Origin of the sequence: Sorangium sp. KYC3313, from assembly GCF_052075895.1 — a bacterium.
Taxonomy (GTDB): domain Bacteria; phylum Myxococcota_A; class Polyangia; order Polyangiales; family Polyangiaceae; genus Sorangium; species Sorangium cellulosum_B.
Genome location: NZ_CP197255.1, coordinates 103992 through 116109, shown reverse-complemented (window position 1 = coordinate 116109; position 12118 = coordinate 103992). Strand labels below are relative to the sequence as shown.

Here is a 12118-nt window from a genome sequence, read left to right as displayed (position 1 = left end):
CGCCAAGACCCGCCCCACAATCCTGAAGAGCCTCGGCTTTCTCCGCGAGCCTTCAGATCGGCGAAATCAGGCGTGGCGCACTCGACACCCGGCGCCGCGTTCCTGTAGCCTCGTCAGGGCGAAAGGGGAAGACGATGAGGGAGGCGCTCGGATCCTATGTCAACCGTGTTCGGGAGCTGGCGGAGCACGTCAAGGGCAACGAGCAGGCAACGAAGCAAAGCCTGATCGGACCGCTGTTCACTCTTCTTGGCTACGATCTGACGGATCCTCGCCAGTGTATTCCCGAGTATCGCGTCGACTTTGGCAAGGAACGCTCGGTCAAGCCGATTGACTGGGCGTTTCTGCAAAATAGCCGCCCCATCTTCTTCGTGGAGGCCAAGGAAGCGGGACGGAAGCTGGCCGGCTTCGACGAGCAACTGGCGGACTATTTCGCGAAAGCGCCGGAGGCGAAGCTCGGCATTCTGACGAACGGTATCCAATGGCGCTTCTTCACCGACATGGTGAACGAGAACGTGATGGACAAGGAGCCGTTCGTGCAGTGGGACGTCCTGATCGACGAGCAGCCGCCCCTCGACTTTCTCACGGTGCTGCAGAGGTCCGAGTACAACTCCGGCCTCCTTAGGACGTTCGCTCAGCGGACCCGACAGCAGAACCTCCTTGTGCAGGAGCTGGCCAGGCTCCTTGAACCGGCGCCGGAGTTCACCAAGCTCGCCGTCGCCCGGATCGAGACGAGGAATCTGACCACGGCGGTGGTCGAGAGCTGGAAGCCGATCGTCGCCAATGCCATCAATGAATGGGCCAAGCAGCGCGCGCTAGCGTCGGTCCTGGAGACACAGTCGCGCATCAGCGCTCTCCCCGAGGAGCCGCAGGTCAACAGGGTCGAAACGACGCAGGAAGAGCTCAACGCCTTCGCGACGGTTCAGCGGCTGCTCGGGACCGAACGTCCGATCGCATACGAGGACTCCGTCTCCTATTTCAAGATACACCTCCACGAGAGGCGGACGGCGGTGTTCTGCAGGCTGCTGGCTGGTCGCAAGAAGCCGTGCGTCTGGGTACCTCTGCCGAGTGAGAGGGTGCTCCCTATGGCTGCCTCGCTTCCAGTCACCGTCCCCCAGCTGGGCTGGTCGTGCATAACGATGGATTCGATCGATGAGCTCGACAAGCTGGGCGATATTCTGCGCGCCTCTCATGACCACGTGAAATCGGCGCTCAGAGGCAAGGCCGCTGAGCCCATCGATGGTGGCGGGACGGCCGTCTAGCTGGAGCGACAAATGGGTTGAAACCCCAGAAAAGAGCAGGAATTGAACCGCCAAGCGCGCCAAGGCCGCCAAGATTGTGTTTGTTCTTGGCGTCCTTGGCGCCTTGGCGGCTAATTCTTCCCTTGATTCGCGTCTTGGCTCTTCGGCCTCGACGAGCGGCCGTGGGCACCGGATGTCGAGAGCAGTGATCGCGCTTTGACAGGCGTTCATCGACGTCGAGGCGGTGGTGCTGGAGGCCGCGCTGCCGATTGCGCCAGCGCTCGGCCCCCTCGCGCGCGTCGCTGCTCCGGATCGCGCCGATCTGGCTCACCCCTCTCGCTAGATATCGTTGATCGTGATGCGCGCGCCCGGGGCGACGTCGTTGCGTGTCACCACCGAGCCGTCGGGGAACGTCACGCGGATATCGACCGACGCCGCGGCCCCCATCCCGATGATCAGCGGGAGCTGGCTCTGCTGCCGGTTGCCCCACTGGCCGGCGCCCACGAGGTAGGTCGCCACGCGATCGGCCCCTGTATAGCCGCCCGCGCGGAAGTCCCCGTCGCTGTCGAGGTCCACGTCGACGCGCGCGCCGATCGCGTCGCGATCTTCCCTCACGTTCGCGTCGGTCGCATTGCCGTCGCGATCGGTGAGCACGCGGACGACCGCGTAGCCCGGCGCGCGACAAGGCATTCCGGTCACGTCGCGGCGGTAGAGCGCCGTGCCCCCGAAGCTCGTGGTGAGGAGGTCGAGGTCGCCGTCGCCGTCGATGTCCGCGAACGAGCCGACCTGCTGCGCGGCGACCCCGAGCGAGGCGCCGGCGGCCACGAACCTGCCCGCGTCATTGCGGTAGAGCGTGTCGCCCGCGTACGCGTCGAGGTCGCCGTCCTGGTCCCAGTCGGCCCACACGCTCGCGCTCATGAACGAGCCGTCTCCGAGCCCGACGCTCGCCGCCGTGGCGGCGGAGAACGGCGCGCCGGCGCCGGCATTGTAATAGAGCAGATCGTCCGCGTCCCCGTCGCGCACCGAGAGGAGATCGAGATCGCCGTCGGCGTCGATATCGATCCAGGTCGCGCCGCCCCAGCGGGAGCTGGCCGCCGGCGTGCCCTCGAGCCCGGCCGATGTCGAGACGTCGGTCCAGCTCGGCGACGTGAAGCGGAAGAAGCGGTTACCGTTTCCGGTCGAGCCGGTGGCCATGTAGAGGTCGAGATCGCCGTCGGCGTCTGGATCGGCCCACGCCGCGCTGTCGCCCTGGAGGAAGGTGCTGAAGCGCGCGCTGTCATCCGCGAACGGCAGGGCCCCGTCGTTCCGGAACATGGCGGACGTGCCGAACTCCGAGCCGAAGAACAGATCGAGATCGTTGTCGCGATCGTGATCGACCCACACGGCCGGGCCGGGCGTCGTCGTGAGCTCGAGGTTGGCCGAGAGCGCGACGTTCGTGAACGTGCCGGTGCCGTCGTTGCGATAGAGCCGGTTCGGGATCGTGCCGTAGCGGGTATCGTTGGCGACGAAGATGTCCATGTCGCCGTCGTTGTCGAAGTCGGCGGCGATCACCGGGTAATGCTCGGAGGTGGTGCCGAGATCCTTGATGCCGCGCGCGGCGGCTCCCTCCGTGAACACGCCCGCGCCGTTGTTGATGTACAGGCCGCTGCCGCGCAGGAACACGTCGGGGTCGCCGTCGTTCTCGACGTCGAGCCACGCGACGACCGAGCTGCCTGTCGTCGCCGGCAGGCCCGAGGCGGCGGTCACGTCGGTGAAGCGGAGGCCGCAGGTGACCGCGGGCCCATCGGCGCACACCCCCATCGCGCAGCCGCCGCACGCGCCGCTCGGGCACCCCGTGCACGCCGTGCCCTCCGGCGCTCGGTTCGCGACGCACTTGCCCGCGCCGTCGCACGTGTCGGCCGCGTCGCACTCGCCGTCCGCGGCCGCGCACTCGGTGCCTGCTCGCCGCGGCGCGGCGAGGCACTCGCCCTCGATACACACGCCGCGCATGCAGCCGCCGTCGAGGTGGCTGCAGTCCACGCCGGCGCACAGCGGCCCGCCGCCGGTGCCCGCGTCACCGCCGCCGTCGTTCCTCCCGCCGGTGCCTGCATCGCCGCCGCCGTCGTTTCTGCTGCCGCCGCCGTTCCCGCCCCCGCCCTGGGGCTCTTCGCCGGAGAACGTCCTCGACTTCGCCGAGCAACCCACCGCGAGCAACGCCGCCGCGAGGGCGAGGAAAGACCGTTTCACGTTCGACCTCCGATCGTCACGCCCGCGGTCGCCGCGGGAAAAGCGATCCGGCCGAGACTACTACAGGCAGCGCAGGACGTTGTCGCGCACGAGCTGCCAGATGGGCTCAGGGAAATGCCGTTCGCCACGCATCTGCTCGAGCTGGGCACCGATCTGCACGTCAGATGCTCCTCGGTCACCGGTCGATTCGCACGCCGAGGTCGGCTATCACGGCAGCGGCAAGCCGAACATCGCCTCGCAGACGGCGACGTGCGCGCCGCAATTACCGGAGGCTCCGTGGTCGCCGTCCTTGAGCGCGAGCCGGTGCGATCCGCCGTACGGCGGCGCCGCGCCCGGGACGTCGACCTCGACGAGCTCGCCGGGGAGTCCGATGAGGTCGAATGCTTTGAGGTGATCCGGGTGCTGCTCATCGCGCTCGCCGGTCAATCCGAACATGCGATCCACGGGCGTCGCCGACGGCTCCGACAGCCAGCTGGCGCTCACCGGGGTCGTGTCGCGCGGCCCGGCCAGCGACACCACCCGGTCGAGCCGGACGACCTTGCCGATGCGGGCGGCCGAGCTCGCGCCGTGCGAGTGGCCGCTGAAGATGATGACCGACCAGCGCGGGCTCCCGTCGTCTTCGAGGAAGTAGCCCCAGTCGCCTCGCGGGTGGACCTCTTTCAGGTGCGCGAGCGCCTTCGCCAGCCGCGCTTCGATGCTGTCGGCCCTTGTCACCTCGATGAGCGCGGTGTGGTCCTGACCGTCGAACGCCTCGAGCCGCGCGTCGCCGAACGTGTCCGGATCATTTTGAACGATGTTGTAGTCGTTCTTGTAGGCGACCGCGAACGCGTGAAAGCCGCGCGCGGCGACGAAGCGGGTGAGGTCGAGCGGGCCAGGAGGCTGGTTGCTCCCCGACAGCGTGACGACGAGCTTGCCCGCGAACCGCGCGACCCGAGTGTCGAGGAGGGCCACCTGCTCCAGGTCGCGGTCGGAGACCTCTGGATCGAGCTCGCTGGGCTTGAACCGGATCTCGCTGAGCTCGGGTGAGCTCGTGTCCACGTGCAGCTCGCGCGGCGCGCCGCCCGCGCCGCCCGCGCCGCCCGCGCCGCCCGCGCCGCCCGCAGAGCCACCGACCCCGGAGGTCGCGGCGGCGCCGCCGGTCCCGGTAGTCGCGGTGCCCGTGGCTGCTCCGCCGCCAGCGCCCGGGGGGTCGCCGTCGCTCGACGAGCCGCCGCACGCCACGCACCCGAGCGTCCACCAGGCGCAACCGATCCACGCCGTAATCCGCATGCTCGAAACGTTACCAGATCACCTCCGGCGCACCGCGGTGGACGAGCCGGCTGGCGACGGCGGTCTCGCAGGGCGCCGCCGTCGCGTTCGCCGAGCTGGTGAGATACGCGTTCTCCCACGAGGAACCCCGGGCGCTTCACCGGCCTCGCCGTGGCGTGAGCGCCGATCCGTGGCGGCGCCTCCGTGACGGGGCCTCTCCGCGCCAGCGCCGCCACGCGCGCGTGAAGGAGGCCGGCTCGGCGAACCCCACACGGGCGGCGATCTCGCCGAGCGTCAGCACCCCTTCGTCCAGCAGCTGCTCCGCGTGATCGCGGCGTACCTCGTCCAGCACCTCCACGAACGAGGTGCGGCTCAGCGAGAGTTTGCGCTGCTGCGAGCGCACGCTGAGCCCCAGCGCCGAGGCCACCTCGCCGAGGGGCGGCGTGTCGGGCAGGCGCCGCAGCGCAAGGGCGCGCACGGCCACGAGCAGCGCGTCGCTGGTGCGCTGCTCGGCCCCCACCGTGGCCTCGAGGGTCGCCAGCAGCCGCGGGTCAGCGCTGCGCAGCGGCGTCGTCCAGTCGCCCGACCACGTGGCGCACGAAGACAAGCGACTGGCGTGTGAGGACAAATGCCCGAATGCATAGTGGGCGCACGACTGCTGCACAGATACTGGCCAGGGCGTTTCACGAAGATCCTTTCATCTCCTGGGCGGAGCCCGACCCTGCCCGGCGGCCGCAAACGATGACCACGGTGTTCGGAGCGATGCTGGCGCACGCGGACCGGCACGGCGGGCGGCTGTTCGAGCCCGGGGTCGGCTCGGTGGACTGGAAGCCTCCCGTGCGCGCGGGCATGGGCCTCGGAGACGTCGTCCGCAGCGGCATGTGGCAGGTGATGCTCGTCGCTCCGCCGGCGGTGTGGTGGCGGCTGTCGGCGCACGAAGACGCCGCGATGGCCCGCGTTCGCCCCTTTCTCGGGCAAGGAAGCGTCTACCTCGGCACGCTGGGCGTCGAGCCGTCGCTGGCCGGGCGCGGACACGGGGGCCGACTGCTCCAGCGCACCCTCGCGGTGCTTTCGGAGCGGTGGACGACCTGCGTTCTGCGTACCGAGCAGCCGCGCAACGCCGCGTTCTACCGCAAGCAGGGCTTCACGCTGGTGGACGAGAGCGTGGTGCCGGTGAGCGGGCTCCCGGCGCTCGTCTTCTCACGCCCGCTCGAGAAGACGAGGTGACGCCTGCAGGAGCTGGCGTCTTCTGGCTCCAGCACCGACGCTTCTATTTGCATTGCACCGGCCGCATTGGACGGCATCCACGCATGGCATTCGGCCACCTCATGGCGCGTCCGGCTTTCGGACCCGCGGCGGCCCCCCGTGGTCCCTCCGGCAGGGCGCCGGCGCTGCCACGGCCTCCGAGGCAAGAGGGGGCGCGCGTCCCGCCCGGACGCGCTGCGTCCGCTGGAGACGCGAGCCTGTTCGTTCCACCTGGACCCGTCCCGGTTCTCCTGCTTTCCTGCTGCCCACCGTGACCGCATCCCGTGACGAGCGCTTCATCTCCCTCGTCCCCCGCCTCGTGTCGGCCACGTACTTCGACGAAGCTGCCACGGCGGTCCTCCAGGCCATGTTCACCTGCGTCGAAGAGGCGCTCGCCGACAGCCCGTTCGCCAGCCGCGCTCGGATCCTGCGTGGCGTGGTCCACCTCCGCCCCGAGGACAGCTACCAGCGCCTCTTCGGCGTCGACCGCCTGAGCGGCGCGCGCATCGAAGGCACCGGCTATCTCACCTCCGGCAGCGTCTGGAGCTGGATCGAGAAGCACCGCTGTTCGGTCTCGATCGACGTCCAGCGCGCCTCGCTCCGCTCCTGGATGCCGGACGGGGCCATGGCGCTCCGCCACCTGCCGGATGCGGCCGGCATGCCCGGCGACGCGACACGCGAGCGGATGCTCGGTCGCGACGCGACCCACGTCCATGTCGTCCCGCTGCGCGCGCCGGGCGGCAGCGTCGACGGCATGATCACGATCGAGGCGAGCTGCAGGGGGGCCGTCGGGCTCGAGCTCCCCTGGGCGGAGTGCCACGAGGAGCTGGCGATCCTCGCCAGCATCGCCGGGGCCTTCATCGCCGCCCGCGCGCTGCCGCTTCGCTCGGACGAGCCGGCGAGCCCGGACGAGTTCCTGCCGGTCGTCGGTCAGAGCACCGCGCACCTCGTCGAGCTGCTCCGCGCCTTCGCCCCGCGGGACGACACCATCCTGATCACCGGCCCGACCGGCGCCGGGAAATCCAGGCTCGCGCGCTGGTGCCACGAGCACTCGCAGCGCCGGGGCCAGCCCTTCGAATCGCTGGACCTCCTCGGCGTGCCCGAGGACCTGCAGATGGCCGAGCTGTTCGGCTGGAAGCGGGGCGCCTTCACCGGAGCGGTCAAGGACAACCCTGGCGCGGTCGCCCGCGCCGCGAAGGGCACGCTCTTCCTCGACGAGATCGACAAGCTCTCGCTCAAGGCCCAGGCGGGCCTCCTTCGCTTCATCGAGGAGCGCGCTTACCGGATGCTGGGCGATGACGGGGCGGGGGAGCGCCGCGCCGACGCGCGCCTCCTCGTCGGCACCAACGCCGATCTGCGCGCCGCCGTGCGCGCCGGCCGCTTCCGCGAGGACCTGTACTACCGCATCAACGTCCTGCCGGTGCGGCTGCTCCCGCTCGCCGAGCGGCTCGACGAGCTCCCGCGCTGGGCCGACTACATGCTGAACCGGCGCCATCAGGAGGCCGACGGCACGGGTACGGCGCGCTTCGAGCCCGACGCCATGAAGCTCCTCGTGTCCGCGCCCTGGCCGGGCAACCTGCGGCAGCTCGACAACATCGTCCGGCGCGCTTACGCGCTCCAGCTCGCGGGGCAGAGCGGCCTCGGCGGCGATCTGGTGATCCAGCGGCGCCACGTCGAGCGCGCGCTCACCTTCGACAGCGACGCCGAGCCGAGCGCGCTGGCCAAGCTGCTCTGGCGGGCGGCGCTCAGCTTCGTGAACGAGGCCGAGCGACGCCGGGGCGGCAGCGCCCCGCTCCCGCTCGAGCTGACCGACGCCTTCCGAGGCATGGTCCTCGGCGCGGCGGTGCAGCGGGCGGGCAACCGGGACGACGCCTTCACGCTGCTCGGCCAGGAGATGCTGCTCAAGAACCGCAACCATCATCGGACGCTGCGGCGCGAGCTCTCGCGGGTGCGCGAGGTCCTGGACCTGCTTGGAGGTGAGGTCGATCCGGATCTCCTGGCGGTGCTCGACGCCGACAAGGAGCTTTGACGGCGCGCGGTGCCAGCGCTCTCCGAGCGCCTCCTGCGACCACGAGATCGAGCATGCAATGCGATGTCGCAAACGGTGCCGCGCTCGCGCCAGGCGCCACGTTCGACGGGCGTTACGAGATCCTGGCCAAGCTCGGCGAGGGCGGCTTCGGCGTGGTGCACAAGGCCCGCCAGCTCACCACCGGGCAGCCGATCGCCCTGAAGATCCTGCGCCTCGCCGAGCAGGGAGGCGTCGCGCAGGCCGACAGGCGGGTCACGCGCTTCCTGCGCGAGATGCGGCTCTGCGCCCAGCTCCACCACCCCAACCTCGTCCAGCTCGTCGACGCGGGGCAGGTGGAAGATGGGACCCTCTACGCCGCGTTCGCCTTCGCGCCCGGCGACAACCTCGCCGCCCTGCTCGAGCGAGAGGGCGCGCTCGCGCCGTCCGAGGCGCGGCACCTGATGCTCCAGGTGCTCGACGCCCTCGCCTGCGCCCACGCGGCGGGCGTTGTCCACCGCGACCTCAAGCCCAGCAACATCATGGTGATCCCCACGGGCGCCCGCCGCAACGCGCTGGTGCTCGACTTCGGGATCGGCGCCACGCTCGACGACGGGCGATCCACGCGCCTGACTGGCAGCCACGACGCGCTGGGCACGCCCGGCTACGGGGCGCCGGAGCAGTGGCGCGGCGCCGAGGCTTCGCCGCGCGCGGATCTGTTCTCGTGGGGCCTCGTGTTCCTCGAGTGCCTGACGGGCAAGCCGGCCTACGGCGGCACGGAGGCCGAGATCTTCTACCGGCTGCTCGGCCCCGATCCCGTCCCGATCCCCGCCGCGCTCGAGCGCCACCCCTTGGGCGACCTGCTCGCCCGCGCTCTCCGCAAGGACGAGGGCGCGCGCGATGTCACCGCCCGTGGGCTCTTCGAGGCGCTCGAGGCCTGCACCCTGCGCGGGCTCTCGCGCGAGGCGATGCTCGGCGCCGGCGGCGCTCCGGCCGGCGCCGACACGCGGTCGCTCGCCTCGGCCGCGGCGGTCGCCACGTCGCTCGACCGGCGGAGGGGGCCCGCGCTCGACGGCGAGCGCCGGCAGCTGACGGCGCTCTGCTGTCACCTGAGGGCGCGCGCGGCCGCCGGGCAGGCCGCCGACGCCGAGGGGCTGGACGACCCCCTGCGCGCGGCGCTCGCCCTCTGCGCGGACGTCGGGCGCCGGTACGGGGGGTACGTGGCCGCGGCGCTCGGCGACGATCTGCTGGTCTACTTCGGCTACCCCAGCGCGGCGGAGGACGACGCCAGGCGCGCTGCCCGCGCGGCGCTGGCGATGGCCGGCGCCGCGCAACCCGAGGACGCCGAGGACCCACGCAGCGCGGCGCCGGGCGTGCGGATCGACGTGAGCGTCGGCCTCCACACCGGCCTGGTCGTCGACGGGAACCTGGGGGATCTCGACGGCGCGTGCCTCGTCACCGGCGCCACCCCGCGGCTCGCCGCGCGGCTCGCCGCGCTGGCACCGCCGGGGGCCGTGGCGGTCAGCGCCGCGTCGCAAGCGCTGCTGCGCGCCTCCTTCGACCTCGAGAGCGAAGGGGCCTGCTCCATCGAGGGAACCGCGGCGCCGGTGGAGACCTACCGCCTCGGGCAGGAGCACGGCGCCGCGGCGAGGTGGCCGACCCCCGACGGCTCGAAGCCGCCGCTCTCCGGTCGAGATGGGGAGATCGGGCTCCTCCTGGAGCGGTGGCGCCGCGCGTGCGAGGGGGCGGGCCAGTCGAGCCTCATCACCGGCGAGCCCGGCATCGGCAAGAGCCGCCTGGCGCGCGCGCTGCGCGATCGGGTAGCGCACGAGGACCACACCTTCCTCGAGGCGCGGTGCTCGCCCGCCACGCAAAACAGCCCCCTGCGCCCGGTGATCGAGCTCCTCGAGCGCGCGCTCGGGCTCGACCAGGAGCCCGACGCGGGCAGCAAGATCGCGCGGCTCGAGGGGGAGCTCGCCGGCCACGGCTTCGCGCTGGCCGAGTCCATGCCGCTCTTCGTGCCGCTCTTCTCCCTGCCCCTCGGCGCCCCGTATGCCCCGCTCGACGTCTCGGCGCAGCGGCAGAAGGCGCTGACGCTCAAGGCGGTCGCGTCGCTGCTCCTCGCGATGGCCGACATGCGGCCCGTCCTTCTGCTGGCCGAAGATTTGCACTGGGCCGACCCCACCACGATGGAGTTCCTCGCGGAGCTGGTTCGCGAGGTGCCCGCGGTCCCCATGTGCGTCGTCATGACGGCTCGCCCTGAGTTCTCACCGTCGTTCTCGACGGCCGACGTGCTGCTGCTCCCGCTGAGCCGCCTGGAGCGTCGGCAGATGGAGGAGATGCTCGCCGGGCTGGTGGGCCACAAGGCGCTGCCTCCCGCCGTGATCGAGCAGGTGACGGACCGCGCGGACGGGGTGCCGCTCTTCGCGGAGGAGCTGCTCCGGATGATGCTCGACGCGCTGCTCTTGGTGGAGCGGGACGATCGCTACGAGCTCACCCGGCCGCTCTCGAGCGCGGCGATCCCGGGGACGCTGCGGGCGCTGCTCACGGCGCGCCTGGATCGGCTTGCGCGCGCCAAGCAGACAGCCCAGCTCGCGGCGGCGCTGGGCCGGGAGTTCAGCCTGAAGGCGCTTTCGGCCGCGAGCCCGCTCGGCCCGGCGGCGGTGGCGGAGGATCTGGAGCGCCTGATGAGCGCGGGGCTCGTGCTGCGCAGGCGGCGGGGGAAGGAGGCGGTGGGGATGTTCAAGCACGCGCTGGTGCGGGATGCGGCGTACGAGTCGCTGTCCACCGGCGCGCGGCAGCGGATCCACGCGCGCATCGCGGAGACGCTGGAGGAGGGGTTTCCCGAAGTGGTCCGGACGCGGCCGGATCTGCTCGCGCAGCATCACGCGGCGGCGGAGCAGAAGCGGGAGGCAGTGGGTTACGCGCAGCGGGCCGCGGAGCAGGGGCTGCAACGCTCGACCTATGCCGAGGCCATCGCGCACGCTTCCAACGTCCTCGCATGGATCGAAGCGCTGCCAGGCGCCGAGGCGGTCGAGGCGGAGCTGGCCGCGAACGGCGTCTTGACCCAGGCCCTCATGGCGACCCGGAGCTGGGCCGATCCGCAGGTCAAGGCGACCGCCGATCGCTCGGCCAGCCTGTTGCAGCGGCTCGAGCAGGACAGCGAGCACAGGGTGCCGACGCTGTGGTTTCTGTTCACCTACCATCATGTCGCGAGCAACCGCCGGGCGGCGCGCGCGGTGGCGGAGGAGCTGATCGCCGTCGCCGAGCGCAGCGGCGACCAGGGGCTCCGCGCTGCCGCCGCGGCGGTCCATGGGGTCGCGCTGCACGCGGACGGCGACCACGGCGCCGCATGGCAATCTCTGGAGCGCGCGATCGAGCTGTACGATCCCGCCGTTCATCGGGACCACGGGGCGCGCTTCGGTCTGGACTCGCTGGTCCTGGCGAAGACGCTCGCGGCGCAGCTCCGCTGGTTCTCCGGCGACGCGGCTGCCGCCTTCGCGCTCGTGACGAGCGCCGTGGAGTGGGCGCGCGAGGTCGGCCATATCCCATCCATCGCCATCGGCTTGCTTTACGGGTGCGTGGTCTATCAGCTCGCCGGCGATAGGAGCGCGGTCGCCGCCATGACGGGCGAGCTCCTCACGTTGGCCGCCAAATACGGGCTGCCTGCGTATGAAGGGTACGCGGCGCTCCTTCACGACTGGGCGCTCGGCGACGAGCGGCGCGGTCGAGCGATCCTCGATAGCCTCGCCCGCCTCGGGTGCAAGCTCAGCCTCTCGTATTATGGCTCCCTGGCGGCGCACGGCGCGGCGGAGCGCGGCCACCTGGACGCGGCCATTGCGTGCATCGACCATTGCTTGTCCCTGTGTCGCGAGGACGACGAGCACTTCTACGAGCCCGAGCTGCATTGGCGCCGTGCCATGTACCAGTCGCGCGCGGATCCCGCGGCCGAGGGCGTGCGGACCTCGCTGGAGCAGGCGGCTCGGATGGCGCGGCTGCAGGACATCCCCAGGATCGAGGCGCTGGCCACGATGGAGCTGCACCGGCGCTTCGGGAGCACCGAGCAGGGCCGAGCCCGGCTCGAACAGCTGCTCGCGCTCCACCCTGGGCTGCGAGAGATCGAGGTCGACAATCACGAGGGCTTGAATCGATGAGC

At 71.2% G+C, this 12118-nt stretch carries 7 protein-coding genes; 4 read left to right on the top strand and 3 right to left on the bottom strand.

Features of this window, described 5'->3' with window-relative positions; translation table 11 throughout:
• The first annotated feature begins 134 nt into the window (after positions 1–134).
• Entirely contained in the window at positions 135–1259 is a 1125-nt protein-coding gene (locus ACSRUE_RS00430; RefSeq protein WP_441289293.1) for a hypothetical protein, read from the top strand.
• A gap of 318 nt (positions 1260–1577) precedes the next feature.
• Here the strand turns inward: ACSRUE_RS00430 and ACSRUE_RS00425 are convergent, their stop codons facing one another.
• The 3 genes from ACSRUE_RS00425 to ACSRUE_RS00415 form a co-directional block, all read right to left on the bottom strand.
• Entirely contained in the window at positions 1578–3464 is a 1887-nt protein-coding gene (locus ACSRUE_RS00425) for an FG-GAP-like repeat-containing protein (protein WP_441289292.1), read from the bottom strand.
• Between the two features lie 207 nt (positions 3465–3671).
• Complete coding sequence (locus ACSRUE_RS00420) at positions 3672–4733, bottom strand: BPSS1187 family protein (protein ID WP_441289291.1); 1062 nt, start codon at positions 4731–4733, stop codon at positions 3672–3674.
• Positions 4734–4869: 136 nt separating this feature from the next.
• On the bottom strand, positions 4870–5319 hold the full coding sequence (locus ACSRUE_RS00415) for a helix-turn-helix transcriptional regulator (protein WP_441289290.1): 450 nt from the start codon (positions 5317–5319) through the stop codon (positions 4870–4872).
• 143 nt (positions 5320–5462) lie between these two features.
• Between ACSRUE_RS00415 and ACSRUE_RS00410 the strand changes: the two genes are divergently transcribed.
• From ACSRUE_RS00410 to ACSRUE_RS00400, 3 genes are all read left to right on the top strand, one after another.
• Positions 5463–5939: a GNAT family N-acetyltransferase gene (locus ACSRUE_RS00410; protein ID WP_441289289.1), complete on the top strand. Its 477-nt coding sequence runs from the start codon at positions 5463–5465 to the stop codon at positions 5937–5939.
• Positions 5940–6228: 289 nt separating this feature from the next.
• Entirely contained in the window at positions 6229–7986 is a 1758-nt protein-coding gene (locus ACSRUE_RS00405) for a sigma 54-interacting transcriptional regulator (protein WP_441289288.1), read from the top strand.
• A gap of 53 nt (positions 7987–8039) precedes the next feature.
• Complete coding sequence (locus tag ACSRUE_RS00400) at positions 8040–12116, top strand: TOMM system kinase/cyclase fusion protein (RefSeq protein WP_441289287.1); 4077 nt, start codon at positions 8040–8042, stop codon at positions 12114–12116.
• The last annotated feature ends 2 nt before the right edge of the window (positions 12117–12118 follow it).

Coding starts and splice junctions, on each gene's coding strand:
- ACSRUE_RS00430 (WP_441289293.1), top strand. CDS start 135: ATGAGGGAGGCGCTCGGATCCTATGTCAACCGTGTTCGGGAGCTGGCG.
- ACSRUE_RS00420 (WP_441289291.1), bottom strand. CDS start 4,733: ATGCGGATTACGGCGTGGATCGGTTGCGCCTGGTGGACGCTCGGGTGC.
- ACSRUE_RS00400 (WP_441289287.1), top strand. CDS start 8,040: ATGCAATGCGATGTCGCAAACGGTGCCGCGCTCGCGCCAGGCGCCACG.